This is a genomic window from Thioalkalivibrio sp. ALRh, from assembly GCF_000381425.1.
Classification (GTDB): Bacteria; Pseudomonadota; Gammaproteobacteria; order Ectothiorhodospirales; family Ectothiorhodospiraceae; genus Thioalkalivibrio.
Map to the genome: position 1 here is coordinate 454,442 of NZ_KB906519.1, position 23,175 is coordinate 477,616.

Here is a 23,175-nt window from a genome sequence, read left to right on the forward strand (position 1 = left end):
CAACGCCAGAGCACTACCCCAGCCAGACCGGATCGACGAAGAAGAGCACCGTAGTACCGGCACCCACCAGCGTAACCAGATGCCGGTACCACGGTTCGGGCAGAACCCCCAGTAGCCCAATCCCGACCCGGGCGCCGAGAATGGCCCCGGCCCCGACGGCCAGCAGCCCGGTCGCAACCACCTGTCCACCCACGACAAAGACCACGACGGCAATCAGCGTCAGCACCGTGGAGAGCAGGTTCTTCAGGGCATTAGCCTGTGCCAGGTCGGCCATCCCCTGCCCCCGCAGGATCGCCAGCAGCAGGATGCCGACCCCGCCGTTGAAATAGCCACCGTAGACGCAGCCAAGCCCCGCGCCCGCCACCCGGGCCAGTGCCGGGCGGGCCGCATGGGCCGCGCGACGCTGCAGCCACGGACCCAACGCGAACAGCAGGGTCGCCAGCAACAGCAGCCAGGGGATGAAGGCCCGAAAACGCGCATCCCCCGTCAGCAGGAGCAGGGCCGCACCCAGCGCCCCGCCCAGCACACCCACGATCAGGAACAGCGCCAGCAGGCGCATTCTCAGATCCCGCCAGAGGGTACGCAGGCGTCGATGGTCCACCAGCAGGCTGGCGGCGTACCCGGGCAGCAATGCGGCGGTCCCGGTGGCATTGGCCGCCACCGGCGGGACCCCCACGGCCATCAGGGCCGGCAGCGTAAGAAAGCTGCCGCCCCCGGCCAGGGCATTCAAGGCACCAGCGAAGAACCCGGCGGCAAGCAGCAATACGGCAACGCCGGAGAAGGCGAACTCCACGGGACGTTAGATCACGCGGCGGTCACTGAACTCGGCGCGATAAAACCACTCGTTGCCCGGCAGCGAGCTGGGGTTGGGAAACACGATAAAGCCGTCGGCCGGGGCCTTCACCTCGGTCCCGTCCGCGCGAACTCCGATCACATCACCCTCGTGCAGGGGGTCGAAGCTCTTCCACTCGCGCACGAACCGGTCATCGGGGTGGTCGCGGTCGATCACCTCGACCAGGCGCAGGACCTCCGGGTCGTCCTGCCCGGGCGTGGCCGGGGCCTCGATCATGCCGAGGTGGGCCAGGGTATTGAGGATCGCGTTATAGGCGACCACCGGGGCCTGCGGGTCGTCGTGCTGGCCGCATTCCAGCGTCACGCCGTAGCCGCCCTGCGAGCGCATGTACTCGGTGGTGCCGATGCCGTAGCTGGGGTCGGTGGACAGCATCTGCGCGCGGTGACTGGCGTTCGGGTTCTTCATGCGCCGGGCGACCCCGCGCGCGTAGGTATCCAGCCAGCCCTCGACCATGCGCCGCGGGCCGAGGCAGGCGGCCAGGGCCTCCTCCTCGCGGGCACGGGCAAAGTCCTCCAGTCCGCCCTCGTTGTTCCGCGGGCCCAGCATGATGAACGGCTGACCGCCGGTATGAAACGAGTGCAGATCCAGCAGGACGTCGTGCGCCGCCAGCAGCGGGCACAGTACGTTGGCGATGCGGTCCTCGAAGTCCTGCGGGTCCTCGGTCACGCGCAAGTTGCGGTTCAGGTTGCGCTCGCCCATGCGCTGCCCCAGCTCGTAGGCCAGCGGATTCGTGCGCGGGACCAGCGTCAGCGTCCCGCACTGCAGGCGACGCTCGCCGCTCTCCAGCTCGTCATGCAACCGCTCGGCCGCCTGCGTGCCGCAGGTTTCGTTGCCATGCACCGCACCCAGCACGATCAGCCGCGGCCCCGGGGTCAGGCCGTGGAAGGTCAGGGAACGCATGGCGGTGGGGTGCGGCTGGGACGACATATCGAGAGCTCCGGCGAACGGGGAATCAGCTCGCCATTGTACGCTCGCACCCCGTGAGCGCGAACGGGCGACTACTTCAAGCGGAAGAGGTCAAACCGCTGTTTCGGTCACAGCGGGACCGTATTTGGGCCCTTCCGCTGTCACCCCCCGACATAACGACTCTTCCCGCTACAGATCCGTGATATCCAGCATCGTCCCCTGGACCGCGTGCAGACCGTCGTCGCCCTGGACCACCGAGTCCACCACCAGGCTGAACCAGCGCTCTTCGCCGCGCGAGGGATGCCGCCGCAGCCGGAACCGCCGCCCAACACCCTCCTGACCGGGGGCCAGCTTACGCAAGACCTCTCGCAGTTCTTCCGCATCTCCGGCATCCGGGTCGAACTGCACATTCCAGACTTCGCTCAGACTGGGCGTATGGTGGCGAGAATCCAGCCCCATCAGGTCATACAGGTGATCGGACCACCACAGGCGACCAGTCTCGACCACGTACTCCCATGAACCGAGGCCCGCATGACGCTCGGCGCGTGCCAGGCGATCCACCTGGCGATTCAACGCCTGCTCGGCCTTCTTGCGTGATTCGATATTGCGCAGGGTCACCAGCAGCAGACGTTCGTTGGCGATCTCGGTTGCCTGCAGATTCGCTTCCACCCAGAAGACATGGCCGTCACGGTGGCGAGCGCGCCACTCGAACGACAGTTGTTCGCCATGTCGCGCGCGGTTGATCAAGGCCTGCTGGCGTTCGACCTCGTAGCCGGGCTCCTGGGCGCTAAGATCGCTGACCGTGCAACGCAGAATCGCCTCGTGCTCGTAGCCATACATGGCCAGCGACGCGGCATTCGCTCCGACAAAGGCACCCGTCTCGAAGTCCTGCAGCAGAATACCCTCCTGCACGTTGTCGAAGATGGCCCGAAAGCGCTTCTCGCTGTCGCGCAGGCCACGCTCGGCCTCGACCCGTTCGGTTACATCCGTCAGCAGGCCGTGAAAGCCGAGGATCTCGCCACCGGAGTCCCGCTCCAGCCAGGTCCGATCCTCGACCCAGATCCAGCGCGTCTCCCCGACATCCAGGCGGTAGTACTGCACATACTCGTCCGGCCCGCGTTCCATATGCCGGTGCACGTCCTTGATGATGGCCTCCCGGTCGTCCGGGTGAATCCGTTGCGCATAGTCCGCCGCACCGGACAGCAAATCCTCCGGCTCGAGGCCCCAGCGCCGCACATTCGGGGACACATACACCACCGGCCAGCCGGGACGCGCGGCCCACTCGATGGCGACTACCGGCGAGCGATTGACCACTTCGGTCAGATAACGGGCTTCGGCCGAGGCCTGGTCACGGGCCGCGAGCACCCAGTACAACAGCAGAAAGAGGACCAGTGCGGTCACAGTGACATAGAAAAAGCCCTTGACCGTCTGCAACCAGCCCAGCAACTGGATATCGTCCACCAGCCACAGCAACGCCTTGTCGGACAGCCCAATCCACAGCAGCCCGAGCGCCAGATAGACCAGTGCCACCCAGCTGGCGGTACGCCAGGCACTCACTCCTCTGTCGGGAATACCGGCCTTGTCCCTCGTGTCGCGCCTCAATCCCGTTCCCCAGCCCGCGCAGAAATCCGCCTGCGTGTTGCTAATTTCGTTTGAGGATCGACCAGCCGGCCCGGGGATGCAAGGGCTTCCAAGGCACAGGCTGCCAACGGCCCGTGCTCGCTGTTTGCATTCGATATCGGGCCACAACGGTTTTCCCGGAAGTCGCATCGGGATGCGCGTCCCGTTCTGCTCATCACGGGCGCAGAATGGTACCCTTGGCGCTGGTTTCCGCTATGCCGGCGTACATGTTCAAGACACTGGAAAAAGCCTCGCGCAGCACCCGCCAGCCAGCCGCCGAGGTGCTGGAAAAACTCAAGCTGAATTCGGACGGCCTGATCCCCGCGATCGCCCAGCAGTTCGACAGCGGCGAGGTCCTGATGATGGCCTGGATGAACCGCGAGGCGCTGGACGAGACCCTGCGCACCGGGCGCGTGTGCTACTACTCGCGCTCGCGCCAGGCGCTGTGGCGCAAGGGCGAGCAGTCGGGTCAGGTGCAGCAGCTGCAATCGCTGCACCTGGACTGCGACGGCGACACCATCCTGCTGAAGGTCGACCAGACCGGCCCCGCCTGCCATACCGGCCGGCGCAGCTGCTTCTACGTGCAGATCGACAACGACGAGGCCGTGATCACCAGCGACCCGGAGATCGCCCCCGAGACCCTGTACGGCCACAAGGACGACACGAAATGAGCGCCAACCCCGGCCGCGAGCTGATCCTGCACAACACGCTCGGCGGGCGCGACGAGCCCTTTCGTCCGCAGGACCCCGAACGCGTCACGCTCTATGTCTGCGGCCCCACCGTCTACAACCGGGTACACGTGGGCAACGGCCGCCCGGTGGTGGTGTTCGACGTGCTGTTTCGCGTATTGCGCGAGCTGTACGGCCCGGAGCACGTGATCTACGCGCGCAACATCACCGACGTCGACGACAAGATCAACAAGGCCGCGGCGGAGAACGGCGAACCGATCGCCGCGCTGACCGAGCGCTTCACCCGAGCCTTCCACGAGGACATCGCCGAGCTGGGCACGCTACCGCCGACCCTCGAGCCGCGCGCCACGGATCACATCCAGCCGATGGTCGAGCTGATCGAACGGCTGATCGAGCGCGGCCATGCCTACCCGGCCGAGGGGCACGTGCTATTCGACGTCACCTCCTATCCAGACTATGGCGCGCTGTCCGGGCGCACGCTGGAGGACATGCAGGCCGGCGCCCGGGTCGAGGTCGCCAGCTACAAACGCCACCCCGGCGACTTCGTGCTGTGGAAGCCGGCCGCCGAAGGCGAACCGGGCTGGGACAGCCCCTGGGGCTATGGCCGCCCCGGCTGGCATCTCGAATGCACCGCGATGATCCGCAGCCACCTGGGCGCGATGATCGACATCCACGGTGGTGGGCACGACCTGGTCTTCCCCCACCACGAGAACGAGATCGCCCAGGGCTGCGCGGCGGAGGGCTGCGCGGAGCACGGCACGCATTACGCCCGCTACTGGGTGCACAACGGGCACGTGACCATCGACGGCGAGAAGATGTCCAAGTCGCTGGGCAACTTCCAGCTGCTGCACGACCTGCTGCAGGCCTATCCGGGCGAGGTCCTGCGCATGGCGCTGCTGTCGCGCCACTACCGCGCGCCGCTGAACTTCTCCGAGGACACGCTGAACCAGTCGCGCAATGCCCTGAACGGGCTCTACCGCGTGCTGCGCGACCACGCCGATGTCGAACCGGCCCCCGTGAACGCCGCCGAGACCCCGGTGTTCACGGCGCTGCTGGATGACCTGAACACCCCCGGCGGCATCACCGCCCTGCACCGCCTGGCGGATGCCCTGGCCGCGGCTGGCGACGCGGCCGAACGGGCCCGCCTGAAGGGCGAACTGATGGCCGGCGCCGGGCTGCTCGGACTGCTGCAGCAGGACCCGACGGCCTGGTTCCAGGGGGATGGCGAGGACCACGAACTCGCCGCCTGGGTGGAGGAACGCATCGCCGCCCGCCAGGCCGCGCGCCAGAACCGCGACTTCGCCACCGCCGACGCCATCCGCGACGAGCTCACCGCCCGCGGGATCGAACTCGAGGACACCCCGGAGGGGACACGCTGGCAGCGCAGCGGGAGCGTCGCCTGAACATGGCCCGACGCCTCATCCGGCGACTCCTGCTGGGCCTGGCGCTACTGATCCCGGGCCTTGCGCTGGCACACCCCCACGCCTGGATCGACCTGCGCGTGGGGCTGGTGTTCGACGACAACGGCCAGCTGGAGCGCATGCAGCAGGCCTGGCTGATCGATCCGACCTACAGCCACATGCTGCTGGAAGAGATGACCCGGGACCTGGAAGGCGATATCGGCATCGACGAGGCGCTGGATCGGGTCGCCGAGCGCATGCTGGAAAACCTGGCCGCCTACGACTACTTCACCGAGCTGCGCCACGACGACGCGGAGATCGCGGTACCCCGGGCGGAAAACGCCCGGCTCTCGCTGGAGGACCGGCGGCTCTATCTGCGCTTCGACCTGCCGCTGGCCGAGCACGCCCTCGAGGATGCCAGCGGCTTCACCTATCGCGTATTCGACCCGACCTACTGGATCGAGGTCCTGCACGACGCGGACGACGTGGTGCATATCGAGAATCGCCAGGGCTGCGAGGTACAGATCGAAGAGGCGCGCCCGGACCCGCAACTGATGCGCTATGCCGCCACCCTGGAACGTCAGGACCGCAGTCCTGTCGACAATCTCGGACGCCACTTTGCCGAGACCGCCACCCTGCAATGCCGGAACCGTTCGGACTGAGCGCGACCACACAGGATTAGAACGAAAACCGTTCGATGAATCCGCAGGACAGCGTTATAGTGTAACGATATGATCGTCGCCCCCGCCCATCGACTTCACGGCCTCACTGGCCCCCTGGTCCTCCTGGCCCTGGGGCTCTTCTTGTTGCTGGGCGCTTTCAGCGCCCACGCCGGCGAATCGGCCCATCCGCTGGGCGGCGGCACCCCTGCGGGCGAAACCGAGGCCGAGGAACGCTCGGCCATGCCGGATACCGCCACCGCACCGGTACCCGAGACACTTGCCGATCCACCCGGGGCACTGGAGCGCGTCACCGCCTGGATGCTGCAGACGCAGCGCCAGTTGCATCGCGACCTCACTCAGGGACTGCACGCCCTGCGCGACGCCCCCACCGCCCAGACGGCCGGCGCCCTGATCCTGGTCAGCCTGCTGTACGGCGTCTTCCACGCGGCCGGCCCCGGCCATGGCAAGGCGGTCATCAGCGCCTATCTGCTGACCCAGCCCCAGAACCTGAAACGCGGCATCCTGCTCTCCACCGTCTCGGCACTGGCCCAGGGGGTCACGGCCATTGTGCTGGTCGGGGTGCTGATCGGCCTGCTCGGCTGGCTGGCGCGCGATACGCTGGGCCAGGTGCGCACCCTGGAGATCGCCAGTTTCGCGCTGGTCGCCCTGCTGGGGGTCTGGCTGATGCTGCGTGCCCTGCGCCACGCCTGGCGCCTGCACAAGGCCCATGCCCAGGCACGTGCGGAGGCCCGGCATGAGCACGCAGACCATCACCACCATGACCACCACACCCACGACGATCACTGCGGCTGCGGCACCCCGCATCATGTCGACCCGAACCACAGCGGGACCTGGTGGGGTACGGTCGCGGCTGTGGGTATCCGCCCCTGCTCCGGCGCGGTGCTGATCATGGCGGTCTCGGCGGCCCTGGGTCTGGCCTGGGCTGGCGTGCTGGCCGTGTTGGCGATGTCGCTGGGAACCGCGGCCACGGTATCCGTTCTGGCCACACTGGCCGTCTCCGCACGCGACTGGACCCGCCGCTGGCTGGGCCCGACGCGCGTCGGCCGCCTGACCTACGTAGGCCCGGCCTTCGGGCTTGCCGGTGGCGGCATCATCGCGCTGATCGGTATCAGCCTGGTGATTGGTGCGGTCGCCTACCGGCCCGCCGCCCACCCGCTGGGACTGTAGAACGCCACAGACGCCAAGGTTGCCGCACAGGTCCGGGTCCTCTAACGTCCCGAACATACTCCAAGCTGCGAGACGCGCCGATGTCCGATTCCGCGATCCGTCCCGACCAGGCCCCGACCCTCCCCTCGCTGTTCCGTGTCCGCGTCGAGCAGACGCCGGATGCCCCGGCCTATCGCCAGTACAACAGCGAAAGCGGAGGGTGGCAGCAGACCTCCTGGCGCGAGATGGGAACGATGGTGGATCGCTGGCAGGCCGCGCTGGCTGCGGAGGGCCTCAAGCCTGGCGAACGCGTGGCACTGATGCTCGGCAACTCACGCGAGTGGGTCGCGTTTGACCAAGCGGCGATGGGGCTGGGGCTGGTCCCGGTCCCGCTGTACACCGACGATCGTCCCGACAACGTCGCCTACATCATCGGCCAGACGCAGGCGCGCATCCTTCTGCTGGGCGAGAGCGCCCACAGTCGACGGCTGTCCGAGCACTTCGAGAACATGCCATCGCTACGGCGCATCGTGAACATCGGCGGCGAGGATACGGAGCCCGACGACGAGCGCGTGATCGAGCTGGAAGACTGGCTCGCGCGGCACGAGGGCACCGAGTTCCACCACCCGGACCTCGATCCGGAGGCCATGGCCACGATCGTCTATACCTCCGGCACCACCGGGCGCCCCAAGGGCGTGATCCTCTCGCACCGCAACATCCTGGAGAACGCCTGGGCCTCCTCGCAGACCGGCCCGCTGTCGCCCGCCGACCGTTTCCTCTCGTTCCTGCCGCTGTCGCACATGCTGGAACGCACCGCCGGGCTGTACATGCCCATGCTGATCGGTGCCGAGGTCGCCTTCGCGCGCTCCATTCAGGCCCTGGGAGAGGACCTGGTCAACGTGCGCCCCACCGTGCTGATCTCGGTACCACGCATCTACGAACGCGTACACGGCCGCATCCAGGCCGGCCTGAAACAGAAATCGGGCCTCGGCCGCGCCCTGTTCAAGGCGACCGTCAATATCGGCTGGAAGCGTTTCGAGCACCAGCAGGGCCGGGGCGGATGGTCTCCCGGCTTCCTGCTCTGGCCCGTACTCGAGCGCATCGTCGCGCGCAAGGTACTGGACCGCCTGGGCGGCGAGCTGCGCTTCGCGGTCTGCGGCGGCGCCCCCCTCCCACCGCCGATCGCCCAGTTCTTTATCGGCCTGGGCCTGCCGGTCCTGCACGGCTACGGGATGACCGAGGCCAGCCCGGTGGTCACCGTGAACACCCCGGACAACAACCTGCCCGCCTCGATCGGCAAGCCGCTGCCCGGGGTGGAGGTGAAGATTGGCGAGATGGACGAACTGCTCACCCGCAGCCCCTGCGTGATGCTCGGCTACTGGAAAAATGCGGAGGCCACCCACGAGACCATCGACGCGGACGGCTGGCTGCACAGTGGTGACCAGGCCCGCATCGACGACAGCGGGCATGTCTTCATCACCGGTCGCATCAAGGACATCCTGGTGCTGACCAACGGCGAGAAGGTCCCGCCGGCCGACATGGAGATGGCGATCGCGCTGGATGCGCTGTTCGACCAGGTGATGATCGTCGGCGACAACCGCTCCTTCCTGACCGCCCTGGTCGTTCCGGAACCGGAGGCCTGGGCCTCGTTCGCCAGCGACCACGGCCTCGACGCCGAGGCCGACGGGCGGCTGCCGCGCAAGGCCGAACGCGCCCTGCTGCAGCGCATCCAGTACCAGCTACGCGACTTCCCCGGCTACGCCAAGATCCGCCATGTGCATGTGACCCACGAGGCCTGGTCCGTAGACAACGGCATGCTGACGCCGACCATGAAGCTCAAGCGCCCGGTGATCGTCGAGCACTACAACGAGGCCATCGAGGCGATGTACGCCGGCCACGACGGTCACTGAGACCCGAGCACAGACTGAGCCCCACTCACCGCTCATGTCTCGCGCAGTCGCGAGACGTCGAAAAGCTCAGCATTGACTTCGAGAAAGGAATGGATAGCGAGTGATGTGGCCGCTGTCCGTCTGAAACGACCTCACTGAACAGCCAACCACCACGTGCAGTACCCGCCGAAAAACCATTCTAGAAGCGAGCGGGGGCTCACGCCCCCGCCCGCGGACCGGCCCGCTCGATCAGAAGCTCATGGAGCGGTCGAAATCGGCAACGGCCTGGACGTACTGACCCATGCCGGCCATCTCGGCGTTCGGCAGGAAGTTGTGCTCGCCGACGTCGCGGCCCTTGGCGCAGGCCTCGCAGGCCCAGAACGGGACGCCTTCCTCGACCAGCGAATCCACGATGTCCTTCATCGCCGGCATGTTGTGGCCGACGATCTTGTCGTAGACATTGCGGTTGGCGATGTTCACGGCCTCGCCCTGCAGCCAGACGGTCACGTCATGGCCCTGCTGCTTGGCCACGTTCGCGGCAATCATGCCGAGAGTGGCGCGGGTCGGGTCGTCAGTACCGGCGGTAACAGCAACAATAAAACGCATGGGACTCTCCTTGGTCACGTCAAAGTGGCAGGCACCGTAGCGACCCAAGTCGGGACCGTCGAGTTCCCACAAGCCTCAAGGAGACGCCGAGTCAGGAAGCGCCTTTCGACGTAATGCTCATGCGATAGAGCTTGAAGGCCATCAGCAGCCAGGGAATGGCGTGCATGATCAGGTCGAGGATATCGATCGGACGGGTCAGCTCGCCCTGGAAGAGCCAGCGGATCTTCTCGACGATGTGCGGTTCGGGGACATAGGGCGACAGCCCCAGGGTGGCCACGAACAGTGCAAACAACCACAGTGGGGAACGGTCGACCCAGGCAACAAAGGCTTTCATGGCGCGCATCCTACCCGAAGCCTGGGCCGACTTGCGACTGCTCTGGGATCGGGGACTCTCGAGGTGCCCCAATGCCACGCAGGAGCACCGGCGGACAGTGCACCAGGTCCTCCGGTCGGTCGATGTCCGCCCGCGCTTCCAGCTCCGCCCAGACAAGACCCTGCGCCTGGGCCCGCTCACGGGTCTGTTCCAGCACCCGATCGCTGCCCCATTCGACGGCCTCGAACAGCCCGGGGACGGGCCGCGCGGCGGCCAGCAGCACATAGCCACCATCCAGCGCCGGGATCAGTGCCACATCCGCCCCTTCAGCCAGCGCCTTACGTGCAGCGACCAGGTCCCCGACACCCAGCGTCGGGGCATCGGACCCCATCACCAGTGCCGGAAACGGCCCCACCTCCAGTGCATGGCGCATGCGGGCCCCGAGGTCATCACCCACCTGGCTGTGCAGGGAACAGCCAAAGCGTTCCGCACAACGCTCGAGGAACGGATGATCGGTATCCGGGGTGCACCACAGCTCCACATGGTCCGGTGCCACCTGACGGGCCACGTCCAGCGCGTGCTCCAGCAGCCGCTCGTGCAGCCGTGCGGCGCCCTTGGCACCCAGCGCGGGAATCAGCCGCGTCTTGGTCCGGCCCGGCTCGGGCGCGCGGGCAAAGACCAGCACGCGCGGCGCATCCGTCGGCCGACGTTCAGGCATCACCACGATAAAGTCGCGCCAGCCCGTCCGGGTTTGCACCCAGCCAGTAGGCCAGGCGCAACCGCCACATCAGCCAGATCGTGCGCCATGCGCCCTGCCGCTCCCAGCGCCGGGACGACGTGACCAGCCACGTGCGCAGGCACCTTGGGCGCCCCACCGATCGCTTCAGCCGCCGCGAGAGCTCGATGTCCTCCATCAGCGGCTGGTCCGGCCAGCCGCCTACGGCATCGAACGCCGAGCGTGTAATGAATATGCCCTGATCCCCGGTCGCGATCCCGCTCAGACGCGAGCGCAGGTTCATCATCGCGGCGATCAGCGCGAATATTCCGCGACCGCCCGACAGGCGGACGTCGAAACGTCCCCAGGCGCGATCGTCCCGGGCCACCGCGTCGCGCAGGGCATGCACCGCCACCCCGGCTCCGTCCGGAAACGTGGTGTCGGCATGCAGAAACCAGAGCGCCTCGCCTCGGGCGCGCTCGGCGCCGGCATTCATCTGCCGTGCGCGCCCCGGGGCGCTGGACAGCACACTCACACCGCATTGCCCTGCCTGCTGGAGAGTCCCGTCCGTGCTCCCGCCGTCGACCACGATCACCTCGCAGTCGAGGATCTCGCCCAGGGTATCCAGCAAGGGCGGGAGAGATTCGGCTTCGTTCAGTACCGGGATGATCACGGACAGGAAGGGTGACTCCCGCGACATGGTTGCTACGGGACTCAGGCTGGCGACTGGACGGCTTTCTGCCCCTGCCAGATCCGGCGCAACAGCCGAGGCAGCAACAGCAGCAGGGCCAGCACGGCGAGAATCGCCAGCCCCAGCTGGACCCGGTTGTCCGTATCACCCGCCACCATCTCGCGCGTAGCGTGGCCCAGCCAGGCATAGGCGAACAGGCTGGGGATCAATGCGACCAGGGTCGTGATCGTGAACACGGTCAGCGGCATACGCACCAGGCCCAGGGCGTAGTTGGTCGGGGCGAACGGGAAGACCGGCACCAGCCGTGTCAGTGCGACCACGCGCCAGCCCTCGGCCTCCACATCCTCGCGCAGCCGTGCGCTGCGCGGACCCAGACGCGGTTCCAGCCAGGGTTGCAGCAGGGTGCGCGCCAGCATGAACGCGATAATCGCAGCGATGGTCGCCGCCAGCAGGCTCAGGGCCCCGCCGGTGAACGGCCCGAACAGCGCCCCTCCCAGCAGGATCCAGAAGGTGCTGGGCAACGGAAACAGCGCAAGGACGACAAAGGCCAGCACAAACATCATGTAGGCGCCCATCCCCCAGCTGGCGAGCCACGCCTCGACGTCCTGCAGCGGCAGCAGATCAGGCCACTCGGTGGTCAGTGCTACCCAGACCAGCGACCCTGCCAGCAGGACCGCGGCCAACAGCCACCAGCGTTCGGGATGATGTATCTGCATATGTCTCTATTCTTTGCCGTCGCCGCGCAGTCGCTCCAGCCGTTCGGCCAGCGCGCGCTCCGTGCCCTCGCGTTTCGCCCGATAGAAGCGCTGATCTTCCAGCCCTTCGGGCAGATAGACCTGCCCGCGCGCGAAACCGTCCGGTTCATCATGATCATAGCGGTATCCGGCGCCGAACCCCTCGTCACGCATCAGCTCCGTGGGGGCATTGCGCAGATGCAGGGGCACGCCGGGGCTGCCCGTTTCGCGAATGCTGGCGCGGACCTCGTTCAACGCGGTGTAGGCGCTGTTGCTCTTGGGGGCGGCGGCCAGCTCGATCGCCGCCTGGATCAGCGCGAGATCGCCTTCCGGCCGCCCAAGCCGCTCCATCGTCTGCCAGGCCGCCAGCACCCGAGCACCCAGCCCTACGGCCGCCAGCCCGATGTCCTCGTAGGCCATGCGCAGCAGGCGCCGGCCGAGATAATCCGGGTCACAGCCGGCATCCAGCATGCGCGTCAGCCAGTACACCGCCGCACCAGGATCGGATCCGCGCACCGACTTGTGCAGGGCGGAGATCTGGTCATAGAAGGCATCGCCCTGGCGATCGAAGGCCAGGCTCTGCGCCCCCATCACCGCGCGCAGGGCGTCGGCGGTGATCTCGCCGTCACGTGCCAGATCCGAGGCGGTCTCCAGCCAGTTCAGTGCCCGCCGGGCATCGCCGTCCGCCGCACGGGCCAGCCGCTGGCGTTCGGTGGGCTCCAGCCGCAGCCCGCGCCCCCCGAGTCCGCGCTCGGGATCGCTCAGCGCCCGGTCAATCAGCGCCTCGATCGCCTCGGCGCCGACGGACTCCATGCGATAGACACGCGCCCGCGACAGCAACGCACTGTTGAGCGCAAATGAGGGGTTCTCGGTCGTGGCCCCCACGAAGGTCAGTGTCCCGTCCTCGATGTGCGGCAGCAGGGCATCCTGCTGCCCCTTGTTGAAGCGATGGATCTCGTCGATGAACAGCAGCGTGCCGACCCCGTTGCGTCGCCGGGCCTTGGCCGCGTCCACCACCGCGCGCACGTCCTTGACCCCGGCCAGCACCGCCGACAGCGTCACCAGACGCTGTGCCCCGGCCGCCGCCACCAGGCGGGCCAGCGTGGTCTTGCCGCAACCCGGCGGGCCCCACAGGATCATCGACGGGGTCTGCCCCTGCTCGATCGCCTGGCGCAGGGCGGCATCCGGGCCGACCAGGTGATCCTGGCCCACCATCTCGTCCAGCCGCGCCGGGCGCATGCGCTCGGCCAGCGGTGCATTCGGGTCCGGGCCCTGTGCGGCCGGTTCGGGCTCGGGGGGCAGTCCACCCGCATCCGGGCCGAACAGGTCGCCTTCGGAGATATCGCTCATCATTTCAGTGTACCGCGCCCGCCGCGAACATTGGCCGAGACATGGCACACTGAGCGGCGGGCTGGCTCACAAGCCCTGCACAGTTGCGCCTTCTTCACTGATGAAAGGTTTCCATGCCGCGAAACGGAATCACAGCATGAAGCTGCCCTGGCAATCCCTGCGCCTGCCGAAGGGCCTCGGCTGGCGCAAAGTCATGCAGGCCGTCCTGCGACCCGAGGCCGAGGCCCCCGATGCCGACGTCGTGGCCGAGCGAGCGCGCGAGCAGGCCCCCGTGCTGTGGCTGCTGGGCAAGGTGCAGTCCGGCAAGAGCACGCTGGTGCGCGCGATCACCGGCGACTCCGACGTGGCGATCGGGACCGGTTTCAGGAGCTGCACCCGGACGGCACGCGCCTATGACTTCCCGGCCGAAGCGCCGGTGCTGCGCTTTCTGGACACGCGGGGACTGGGCGAGGTCGCCTACGACCCCAGCGAGGATCTCGCCGAGCTCGCGGGCCACGCGCACATGGTGGTCGCCGTGGCGCGCGCGATGGATCTGCAGCAGGAACCCGTGCTGAATGCCCTGCGGGACATTCGCCGCCGGCATCCGAACTGGCCGGTCCTGCTGGTCCAGACCTGCCTGCACGACGGCTATCCCGACGGGCGCGATCATCCGCCCTACGCCGAACTGGACCGCAGCCCCGGGCTGGAGGAACTGGCCCGCGCGCGGCGTACCCAGGCCGAGGCCTTTCGCAACCTGCCCGGGACCGGCCCGGTGCAGGTCGTGCCCGTCGATATCACGCCCGAGGACGAGGGCTTCACCCCGACCCACTACGGCCTGGACGCCCTGCTCGATGCCCTGGAGAACCTGGCTCCGGAACGCATGGGGGTGATCCTGCAGGGGCTGCGCCAGTCCGCAGGCGGTGATGCCCGTCGGCTGCGCGCCCGATCACACATCCTCGGCTACGCCAGCGTCGCCGCGACCACCGATGCCGTCCCCCTGCTGGGCCTGTTCTCCGTTCCGGCGGTCCAGGGGAAACTGCTGCACAGTCTGGCCAGCATCTACGGGGTCACCTGGGATTCTCGCAGTATGAGCGAGTTCTCCGCGGCGCTCGGTTCCAGCACCCTGCTCGGCCTCGGCCTCAGCCACGGGGCCCGGCAGGTCGGCAAGCTGGTCCCCGTCTACGGTCAGACTGCAGGTGCTGCAGCGGCGGCCGCCACCAGCTTTGCCACCACCTATGCGCTGGGCTATGCCGCACGCCACTACCTGGCCCGGCGACATGACGGGCGCGAGGCCACGGCCGGGGTGGAGCAGGCCTATCGCGACGCCCTGCGCGAGGCCCTGAACCTCGCCCGGCACCGCCAGACCGAGCCCTCGGGGAACGACACGCGATGAAACGCCGCTGGCTCACCCGTCTGCAGGTCACGGGCGTGACCTTCGCCGCGTTCCTGCTGCTGTCGCCCTTTGTGGTGGCCTTCGTCCTGGGTCTGCTCTGGCTCTACGAACACAATGCCCTGCTGATCTGGATCGCCGCGGCCGCCATCGCCGCCGGAAGCGTATGGGGCATGACGCTGTGGGCGCGCCACCGGATCAAGGTCCACACCCGCGAACGGACGACCGAGCCCGTGCGCCCCGCCGATGGCGACTGGGCGCCACTGGAACACGCCGCCTGGGCCGAGGTGATGCGCCTGAGCGAGCAGGCCAGCGGCGAGATCGTCACCGACTACGACCGCCTGCGGGAAGCGGGCGAAGAGACCCTGCGTACCGTGGCCGCGCACTATCACCCGGAACAGGAAGACCCCATCTGGGAGTTCACCGTGCCCGAGGCCCTGCTGCTCAGCGAGCGGGTCAGCGCCCGGCTGCGCAAGATCCTGCTGGAGGAGGTACCGCTGTCGGATCGCCTGCGCATGGGCCAGATCCTGCGCGTCTGGGGCTACCGGCCCATGGTGGCATCGGGGCTGTCCTACGGGCGCACGGCCTACAAGGCCTACCGTATCGCGCGGCTGGCCAATCCCCTCCACGCCCTGGCCGCGGAGCTGCGTGATCGCTTCTTCAACGAGCTCTCCGGCAGCGCACGCGAATACCTGCTGCGACGGGTCGCACGCATCTGGATCGAGGAAGTCGGCCGCGCCGCGATCGAGCTCTACTCCGGCCGCCTGCAGCACGATGCCGACGCCCTGGCCGAGATCGCCGACCAGGAAGCACAGGCGAGCGGCCCCGCGGAGGAGGCATTCCCGGGCCGGCCGAAGATACTGGTCGTGGGCCAGCCACAGGCCGGGAAATCCACGCTGGTCAACGCGCTGCTGGGGGAATACCGCGCAGCCACGGACGTGCTGCCGCTGACCGCCGAGCAGGAGGGCTACCTGCTGACCCTCGCGGACGGCCAGGAACTGCTTTTGGTGGACACCCCGGGGCTTGGTGACCGCATGGACGTGGATACCCTGGTTGATGCCGCCCAGACGGCGGATCTGGTGCTATGGGTCGCGCCGGCGCACCAGGCCGACCGCTCCCCGGACCACGAGGCGCTGCAAGCCGTACGGCGCTTCTTTGCAGAGCGCCCGGATCGACGCCAGCCGCCCATTCGCATCGTGGCCAGCCACATCGATCGCCTGTCGCCCGCCCGCGAATGGGAGCCGCCGTATACGCTCGACCCGCCGGAAGAACGGCCCAAGGCGCAGAACATCGCCGCCGCCCGCCAGGCGATCGCCGCGGACTTCGGCCTGCCCGAACAGGAGGTGATTCCCGCCCGGCTCGATGGCACAACGCCCTACAACATCGACGCCCTGACGGCCGAACTGGAGACGCTGATCCCGGCCATGCAGCAAACCCGCAAGACCCGGCTGCTGCGCCACCCGTCATCCCGAAGCCTGCGCCAGATCTGGCGTCAGACCCGCAAGGGGGCCGGTCGCCTGCTGGGTCGACCGCGCTAGATGACCCTGCGTCCACGCCAGCACCAGGACGCCCCCTCCCTGGACTCCCCGACCGCCTGGCTCGCCTGCGGGCTCTCCCTTGTGGCGCTGTTCGTGGCCTTTGGCATCGCGTACAGCTACGGGGCGTTCTTCTCCTCCATGGCGCAGGAGTTCGGTACACGGCACGGCGGGTCCGCGCTGTTCTTTTCCGCCACCGCTCTGTTGTTCTTCGGCCTGAGCGGTGTGACCGGCCCCCTGTCCGACCGCATCGGCCCAGGGCCGCTGCTCGTTGCGGGTGGCCTGTTCATCGCGGCGGGGCTGGTCGGGACGGCGCGTGCCGGCGAACTCTGGCAGGCCTACCTGGCCTATGGCCTGGGCGTGGGTATCGGGGCGAGCTGCGTATTCGTGCCCGTCGTGGCCGCGGTCGGGCGCTGGTTTGCCCGCAGACGCTCCATGGCCCTGGGCATCGCGGTATCCGGGATCGGGTTGGGCGTACTTGGCTTCGCGCCGCTGTCCGCCTGGCTGATCGAGCTCCACGGCTGGCGCTCGACGTACTATTTCTACGCGCTCGCGGCAGCCGTCATCCTGCCGCTCGCCGGCATCCTGTTTCCACGGCCCGGGCGCGCCCCGGATGGCACCCACGCCACCACCACCCGCTGGGGTGGACGCCGCTTCGCCCAGCTTTATCTGGCGACCTTTCTGCTGAATACGATCCTGTACGTACCGTTCGTCCACCTGCCGCCCGCGGCCGAGGCGGGCGGCATCGATCCGCTGCGCGCGGCGGGCCTGGTCGGGATTATCGGGCTGGCGAGCGTGGTCGGGCGGCTGGCGATCGGCATGCTGGGCGATCGCTATTCCCTGATGCATCTCTATCGCGGGTGCTTCGCCCTGATCACGCTGAGCTTTCTGATCTGGGGCACCGCAGGCAGCTACGCCGCCCTTATGCTGTTCGCGGTGGTACTTGGTTTCGGGTACGGCGGGTACATCGCCCTGACACCGGCGATCCTGGCCCGCCTGTTCGGTCTGTACAGCCTGGGCCGCCTGCTGGGCATGACCTACACCGCCGTGGCCCTCGGCGCCGCGCTGGGTCCGGTCCTCACCGGCCTCGGGGTCGACCTGACAGGCGGCTATCTCATGATCCTGATCGCGCTCCACCTCGTCGGCCTTCTGGCCGTTCTCGCCACCCTGCCGATCCGCGACGAGCCCGTCACGGGGACCACGCATCCCCAGCGCGACAGTGACTCCTGAGGTCTTTGTCTATCATCACAGTCCAACCGCCCGTCGTAGGGCAACCTGAACCCCGGCCGCATCCGGGGATCGAATTCTTCATAAAGCTGCAGCAGCCAGGCCCCGAACCGAAGCCCAGGAGGTACCCGCGATGCGAACGTTGCCCGCCCTCCTCCTGGCTGCCTTGGTCGGCTGGGCCCCCGGTGCCGCACTCGCGGTGGAGGTGGTCGAGCGGCATTTTGATACCGACGGTGACCAGCACGAGCTGGAGGTGACCTTCCGGGTCGAAGTCCCACCCGAGGCCCTGTGGTCATACCTGACCGATTACGACGCGCTGAACCGTTACTCGGAATCCATCCGCGAGAGCCGGATCGTCTCCCGATCGGATGACGAGGTGGAGGTCGCAAGCGTCGTGCACAGCTGCGTGTTCGTGTTCTGCCGGACCATCCGCAGGCACGAACGGGTGACCGAGTACTACCCCGAACGCATTGATGCCGAGGTCGATCCGGAGCACAGCAATCTGCGTGCAGGCTCGACCCGCTGGGAGCTGCAGCCCGATGCCGGCGGCACGCACCTGACGATCCAGATGCATGTGGAACCGGACTTCTGGGTACCCGGCTTTATCGGCAAGACCCGCATCCAGCGCGCGACCCTGCGGGAGACGACCGAGCTGCTGCGCTACATCGAACGCGACTACCGCGCCAGCCGCTGACGCGCAGGCTCTCTACGAGCAACTGAACAACGGGTGCCCTGCCAGCAGCCGTTCAAGGCGATTGCGCAGTTCGTCGCGCACCGGACCGGCGCGATCCGCATCGAGACGGGAGGTAAAGAGGGACTCGTACCATTCCTCTTCTTCGTCCATGTCCCAGTCGACCTCGCGCAGCAGGGCCTGGCCGGCCTCGGGAATCGGGGCGGGGAGCTCGCGACCGGTCAGCAGGGCCCAGACCCCGGTCCAGCAGCGCGCCAGCGCCAGCGGGTGATAGCCGCCACCCCCCAGCACCAGGAGCCTCGGCGTGCCGTCGGCGTGGCGCGGGCTGGTCTCGATTACGTCGTCGATGCAGGCGAGGAAGCACTGGGTGGAGATGCCGAACTTGCCGAGCGGGTCCGGCAGCAGCGCATCGGTACCGGCCTGAACGACGACCGCATCCGGCTGCCAGCGAGTGCGCACGGCCTCCCAGACGGCCGTGAAGGCGGCGCGAAACTCGCTGTCGTTGGTCTCCTTCGGCAGCGGCAGGTTCACGGCGTTGCCCAGCGGTCCGGTGTCCTCGATGCGGCCGCCCTCGAAGGGGTAGCCGTATTCGGTGTCCATGTGCAGGGAGACGGTGAGCACGTCCGGGTCGTCGGTGAACGCGGCCTCGACCCCGTCGCCATGGTGGGCGTCGATATCCAGATAGAGCACGCGCTGCCCGGCCTGACGCAGGCGCAGGATCGCCAGCGCCGGGTCGTTGAAATAGCAGAATCCACGGGCCTGGTCGGGGGCGGCGTGGTGCATGCCACCGGCCGGGTTGAAGGCCATGCGCCCGTCCAGCACCACCTCGGCGCCCTGGATGGAGCCCCAGGTGGCGGTCGCCGGGGTCGCGAAGAACCCGGCGAAGAACGGGTTCTCGAAGTTGCCGATGTTGTGGCGGTCGCGGTAGCGCTGGAAGACCTTGCCCAGCGCCTCGGCGCGCTGCATCGCGGCCACGTACTCGCGGGTGTGGAACCACTCGAGCTCGGCCGGCTGTGCCTTGCGCGATACGGCCATCTCCTGCGGCGTGATCGCGTCATAGGCCTCGATCAGGTCGATGGTCAGCGAGACGCGCGGGATCCCGAGCGGGTGGTTGTCGCCGTAGCTGTGCCCGCGATAGCGCGGGGCATGCAGCAGCGTGGCATGACGGCGGGCCGGCTCCGGGTGCCGAGCCGTAGCGCCGGTGGAGGCGTCGATGGCTTCGGGGGTAGCACTCACTGGCGCAGCCTCAGATAGATCTCGGGCAGACGGCGCGGCAGCTCGTCCACGTGGTCGATGATGGTGTAGTGACCGGGACCGAAGATCGCCGGCAGGTATTCCGAACCGGACGGGTCCAGGGTGATGCAGAACGGGTGCACGCCGGCGTCCACCGCCTCCTTCATCGCCATGCGCGTGTCCTCGTGCAGGTAGCGCTGGTCACCGCCGTCGTCGTAATCGGCCGGACGACCGTCGGACAGGATCAGCAGCAGCCGGCGCTGGGCCGAACAGCGCTTGAATGCCTCCAGCGAGTGGCGGATGCCCGCGCCCATACGCGAGGCCAGGCGCCCGGAGACCCCAGCGATGCGGGCGCGGACGGTGTCGTTCAGGTCCTCGTTGAAATCCTTCAGCCAGTAGTAGTTGACCTGGTCGCGCTGCTTGGAGGCGAAGCCGGAGATCGCGTAGGGATCGCCGACCTTCTCGATCGCCTCGGCGAACAGCATCATCCCCTCGCGCACGCGGTCGACGATCTTGCCCTGCCCGCCCGGGTGGCGCGCCATGATCGAGGTGGACATGTCCGCCAGCATCATGACGCCGGTATCACGGTGCTGCACCGCACGGCGGCGGTAGATGAAGGCCTTCGGCGACAGCCCCGCCTTCTTGTCGGCGATGAAGTCGATTACTGCCTCGGTGTCGAGCTCGTCGCCGTCCATCTGCTTGCGCTGCGGCGCCAGGCGCATCGGACGCTGCATCTCGAGACCGCGGGTCAGGCGTTTCAGGGTATCGGCGTTCTCCGACAGGATCGTGGCCGCCAGCTCCGGGTTTTCGTCGTCCAGCACCCGCTCGTAGAGATTCACCCAGTCGGAGATGTAGCGCTGCTCGCGGTAGTCCCACTCGGGATACGGGATGCCGTCCTTCTTCGGGGTGTAGGGCGCGGCGCGCTTGGCCACCTGGGCCGGCTGCGGGATACCCGTGCCGATGCGCCCGCCGGTGCCGGAGGTCTCCTGCTGCGGGGTCTGGATGTCGGCGTCCGGGTCTTTCTGCGCCTGCTCCGGGGCCTGCTGCGGCTGTTCTTCCTGCTTCTCGCGCTCGAACTTGTGCTCGTCGTGCGCCTCGTGGTCGCGGAAGTCGGCCAGGCTGCCGTCGCGTTTCCGCTGCGGATACACCGGCAGCGACTGGTTCAGCGACAGCCCGGGCAGATAGGCCTCCGCGCGCTCCTCGATGACGATCTCGGGGAAGGCCTCGTCGGCGAACAGCTCCTCGCCGACTGCCCAGGCGGTGACCACATCCGCGTCCGGCTCCAGCACGCGCGCCAGACGCGGGTCCTGCGCCTCGCCCCGCAGCAGGGCCTGATGGGCCTTCAGCGCGAAATCGAAGTAGACGCCGGCCGCGCCCTCCGGGCGCTCATGGTCCTCGGCCAGCGCCACCAGGCGCGGCAGGAAGTTCGGGATGCGCGGGGCCAGGCGCGCGTTCACGCGCAGGTCCTCGGCCAGGTCGAACAGCACCTGGAAGCGGAACATGCGCGCCTCGAATGGCGCGAACAGCGGGCGCCAGGTGATGCGCGAGCGGTCATCCAGCGGCGGGTGCTCGACCCCGGCACGCTCGAACAGCCGCTCGACGTCGGACTGCGCATACGTATCGAAGGCCAGATGCGCGGCCGCGTGCTGGGTGGCGACGATCGCCTCCTCGCGCGAGTCCATCACCGCCGGCATAAACAGCCGCCGGCCGTCGGTCTCGAGCATCGGGCGGCCCGCGCCCGGCTTCCAGCTGGAATCGGCCAGCGGGATATCGGCATCCAGCCAGGCCAGCAGCACCAGGCGCAGGAAGCGCCCGTGCATGCGCGGGCGAAAGCCCGGCAGCGCCTCCAGGAGCAGCTTCAGGCTCTCGTCGCTCTCCAGGCGAAAATAGGCCTCGCCGCGCGAGCGCCCGGCCTTCAGCAGGTCCGCTCCGCGCCGGGCCCAGGACAGCAGGCCCTGGTCGCCCACCAGGTTGCGGGCGATCGGGGCGCCCTCGAGATAGGCGTCCAGGGTCAGGCCGCGTTCGTCGAACAGCGTCTCGGCCGGCTCGATCAGCGCGCGCAGGCCCTCGATCCCGCGCCCGGCGGAGAGCTTGTCGAACGGCGTCTCGAAGTAGGCACGGGCATCGGGCAGGCTGCGTTCGCACCAGCGCAGGCCGATCTCGGCCCACTCGCGCTCGCCGGCCTCGCCCCAGGCGTCATACACGCGATCGGCCTGGGCCATGAAGCCTTCCAGTGCATCGGCGGAGTTGACCCACTGCTTGAACCGGACGGCCTGTTCCAGCCACAGATCCACCGTCTGCATGTGCTCCGCGAGCCGCGCGGAATTGCGCATGAAGCTCTTGCCGGCCTCGCGGTCGTGGAAGAACAGCTCGCGGACGGTCTCGATCCAGCGCCGCGCAGTGGCGGCACCGAACGCGCGGATGGCCGGGAGGGCCTCCTTGGTGTCGCGGTGGGCGACGAAGCTGATGTCCTCCAAGTGCTGGAGGATCTCTTCGATCTCGACGAGATCTTCGGCTTCCGTGTTCGCCCCGCCGCTGTTGCGGGCCTGGTCGCTCACGCGGCTTCGGACTCGGGGAAGTGGGCGTCGAAGATCTCTTCCAGCGCCTGAATCAGCTCGGGGTCGTCGGTGATCGGGGCGATCATCGCGGCACGGCAGGCCACGCGCGGGCTCAGTCCCGCCTGCATCAGCTCGCCGGCATAGGCGAGCGCACGGGTGGAGGTCGCCTCTTCCAGTCCGTGGTCCTTCAGGGCCCGCGCCTTGCGCCCGGCAGCCACCAGCTTCTCGACCCGATCGGCATCCAGGCCGCCGGATTCCTTGGCCACGATCTCGCGCTCGACATCCTCGGCGGGGTAGTCGAAGTGGATACCGACAAAGCGCTGCTTGGTCGAGGGCTTCAGGTCCTTCAGCACCGTCTGGTAGCCGGGGTTGTAGGAGATCACCAGCATGAAGTCCTCGTGCGCATCGATGATCTGGGACTTCTTGTCCAGCGGGAGCTGGCGGCGGTGGTCGGTCAGCGGGTGAATGACCACGGTGGTGTCGGTACGCGCCTCGACGATCTCGTCGAGGTAGCAGATCGCGCCCTCCTTGACCGAGCGGGTCAGCGGGCCGTCCTGCCAGACGGTCTCCTCGCCCTCCAGCAGGAAGCGGCCGACCAGGTCGGAGCTGGTCAGGTCCTCATGGCAGGAGACGGTGACCAGCGGCTGGCCGAGGGTATGCGCCACGTGTTCCAGGAAGCGGGTCTTGCCGCAGCCGGTCGGGCCCTTGAGCATCACCGGCAGGCGCTTCGAGTACGCGGCCTGAAAGATCTCGATCTCGTCGCCCTGGGCCTTGTAGAACGGGGCATCGCCCGCGTCGCCGGGCTTCTCGATCACGTCGCGTTCCACACCGCGGATACGGTTAATCAGGTTCTTCATGGGGTCTCCGATGCCGACCGCGGGGGCCGGGGCTGGTGTATGCGCGGGAGCGGCGTTACCCTCCGCCGGGCTGGCGGCATGCCCCGTGGCATCCCGTCGTGTTCCCGCAG

General features: G+C 68.1%; 21 protein-coding genes. 9 read left to right on the top strand and 12 right to left on the bottom strand.

Features of this window, described 5'->3' with window-relative positions:
- Positions 1–13: 13 nt before the first annotated feature.
- The 3 genes from F791_RS0102170 to F791_RS0102180 form a co-directional block, all read right to left on the bottom strand.
- Positions 14–793 carry a sulfite exporter TauE/SafE family protein gene (locus tag F791_RS0102170; protein ID WP_018993690.1) on the bottom strand — a complete coding sequence of 260 codons (780 nt, stop codon included), beginning with the start codon at positions 791–793 and terminating at the stop codon, positions 14–16.
- A gap of 6 nt (positions 794–799) precedes the next feature.
- Complete coding sequence (locus F791_RS0102175; RefSeq protein ID WP_018993691.1) at positions 800–1,780, bottom strand: M14 family metallopeptidase; 981 nt, start codon at positions 1,778–1,780, stop codon at positions 800–802.
- A 168-nt stretch (positions 1,781–1,948) separates the two neighbouring features.
- Positions 1,949–3,316: a PAS domain S-box protein gene (locus F791_RS0102180; RefSeq protein WP_018174720.1), complete on the bottom strand. Its 1,368-nt coding sequence runs from the start codon at positions 3,314–3,316 to the stop codon at positions 1,949–1,951.
- Between the two features lie 290 nt (positions 3,317–3,606).
- Between F791_RS0102180 and hisI the strand changes: the two genes are divergently transcribed.
- The 5 genes from hisI (at position 3,607) to F791_RS0102205 (ending at position 9,207) form a co-directional block, all read left to right on the top strand.
- Positions 3,607–4,050, top strand: coding sequence for a phosphoribosyl-AMP cyclohydrolase (gene hisI / locus F791_RS0102185; protein ID WP_026182199.1), 444 nt, complete (start codon positions 3,607–3,609; stop codon positions 4,048–4,050).
- Positions 4,047–5,471, top strand: a complete 1,425-nt coding sequence (gene cysS / locus F791_RS0102190; protein ID WP_018138307.1) for a cysteine--tRNA ligase — start codon at positions 4,047–4,049, stop codon at positions 5,469–5,471. The genes hisI and cysS overlap by 4 nt, the downstream gene beginning before the upstream one ends.
- Positions 5,472–5,473: 2 nt before the next feature.
- A complete protein-coding gene (locus F791_RS0102195) occupies positions 5,474–6,130 on the top strand; it encodes a DUF1007 family protein (protein ID WP_018138308.1) in 657 nt (218 codons plus the stop codon).
- Positions 6,131–6,199: 69 nt separating this feature from the next.
- Positions 6,200–7,318, top strand: coding sequence for a nickel/cobalt transporter (locus F791_RS0102200; protein ID WP_018994669.1), 1,119 nt, complete (start codon positions 6,200–6,202; stop codon positions 7,316–7,318).
- An 80-nt stretch (positions 7,319–7,398) separates the two neighbouring features.
- The gene (locus tag F791_RS0102205; protein ID WP_019592114.1) at positions 7,399–9,207 is read left to right on the top strand and encodes a long-chain fatty acid--CoA ligase; all 1,809 of its coding nucleotides are present in this window, start codon (positions 7,399–7,401) and stop codon (positions 9,205–9,207) included.
- 228 nt (positions 9,208–9,435) lie between these two features.
- On the opposite strand, the gene F791_RS0102210 is transcribed toward F791_RS0102205, so the two are convergent.
- The 6 genes from F791_RS0102210 to F791_RS0102235 all read right to left on the bottom strand — a co-directional run bounded on the left by F791_RS0102210 (position 9,436) and on the right by F791_RS0102235 (position 13,598).
- Positions 9,436–9,792 (bottom strand): DsrE family protein, encoded by a 357-nt coding sequence (locus F791_RS0102210; protein ID WP_012982076.1) that lies wholly within the window; start codon positions 9,790–9,792, stop codon positions 9,436–9,438.
- A 91-nt stretch (positions 9,793–9,883) separates the two neighbouring features.
- The gene (locus tag F791_RS0102215; RefSeq protein WP_012982075.1) at positions 9,884–10,126 is read right to left on the bottom strand and encodes a hypothetical protein; all 243 of its coding nucleotides are present in this window, start codon (positions 10,124–10,126) and stop codon (positions 9,884–9,886) included.
- Between the two features lie 10 nt (positions 10,127–10,136).
- Complete coding sequence (locus F791_RS0102220; protein WP_026296494.1) at positions 10,137–10,823, bottom strand: TIGR04282 family arsenosugar biosynthesis glycosyltransferase; 687 nt, start codon at positions 10,821–10,823, stop codon at positions 10,137–10,139.
- On the bottom strand, positions 10,816–11,520 hold the full coding sequence (locus F791_RS0102225) for a TIGR04283 family arsenosugar biosynthesis glycosyltransferase (RefSeq protein WP_019592115.1): 705 nt from the start codon (positions 11,518–11,520) through the stop codon (positions 10,816–10,818). Before F791_RS0102225 ends, F791_RS0102220 begins: the two co-directional genes overlap by 8 nt.
- A gap of 14 nt (positions 11,521–11,534) precedes the next feature.
- A complete protein-coding gene (locus F791_RS0102230; RefSeq protein ID WP_012982072.1) occupies positions 11,535–12,227 on the bottom strand; it encodes a TVP38/TMEM64 family protein in 693 nt (230 codons plus the stop codon).
- 6 nt (positions 12,228–12,233) lie between these two features.
- Positions 12,234–13,598 carry a replication-associated recombination protein A gene (locus F791_RS0102235; RefSeq protein WP_018993696.1) on the bottom strand — a complete coding sequence of 455 codons (1,365 nt, stop codon included), beginning with the start codon at positions 13,596–13,598 and terminating at the stop codon, positions 12,234–12,236.
- A 133-nt stretch (positions 13,599–13,731) separates the two neighbouring features.
- On the opposite strand from F791_RS0102235, the gene F791_RS0102240 reads away from it, so the two are divergent.
- From F791_RS0102240 to F791_RS0102255, 4 genes are all read left to right on the top strand, one after another.
- Entirely contained in the window at positions 13,732–14,967 is a 1,236-nt protein-coding gene (locus tag F791_RS0102240; RefSeq protein ID WP_019592117.1) for a GTPase family protein, read from the top strand.
- A complete protein-coding gene (locus tag F791_RS0102245; protein ID WP_018138325.1) occupies positions 14,964–16,502 on the top strand; it encodes a GTPase family protein in 1,539 nt (512 codons plus the stop codon). The genes F791_RS0102240 and F791_RS0102245 overlap by 4 nt, the downstream gene beginning before the upstream one ends.
- The gene (locus tag F791_RS0102250; protein WP_019592118.1) at positions 16,503–17,729 is read left to right on the top strand and encodes an MFS transporter; all 1,227 of its coding nucleotides are present in this window, start codon (positions 16,503–16,505) and stop codon (positions 17,727–17,729) included.
- A 130-nt stretch (positions 17,730–17,859) separates the two neighbouring features.
- A complete protein-coding gene (locus F791_RS0102255) occupies positions 17,860–18,420 on the top strand; it encodes an SRPBCC family protein (protein ID WP_018138327.1) in 561 nt (186 codons plus the stop codon).
- 12 nt (positions 18,421–18,432) lie between these two features.
- On the opposite strand, the gene F791_RS0102260 is transcribed toward F791_RS0102255, so the two are convergent.
- From F791_RS0102260 to F791_RS0102270, 3 genes are read right to left on the bottom strand one after another with little or no spacing between them, the layout of a single operon-like run.
- Complete coding sequence (locus F791_RS0102260) at positions 18,433–19,653, bottom strand: acetoin utilization protein AcuC (RefSeq protein WP_019592119.1); 1,221 nt, start codon at positions 19,651–19,653, stop codon at positions 18,433–18,435.
- Positions 19,650–22,208 (bottom strand): nitric oxide reductase activation protein NorD, encoded by a 2,559-nt coding sequence (locus F791_RS0102265; protein WP_019592120.1) that lies wholly within the window; start codon positions 22,206–22,208, stop codon positions 19,650–19,652. Before F791_RS0102265 ends, F791_RS0102260 begins: the two co-directional genes overlap by 4 nt.
- Positions 22,205–23,065, bottom strand: coding sequence for a CbbQ/NirQ/NorQ/GpvN family protein (locus F791_RS0102270; protein ID WP_012982064.1), 861 nt, complete (start codon positions 23,063–23,065; stop codon positions 22,205–22,207). The genes F791_RS0102265 and F791_RS0102270 overlap by 4 nt, the downstream gene beginning before the upstream one ends.
- Positions 23,066–23,175 lie beyond the last annotated feature (110 nt).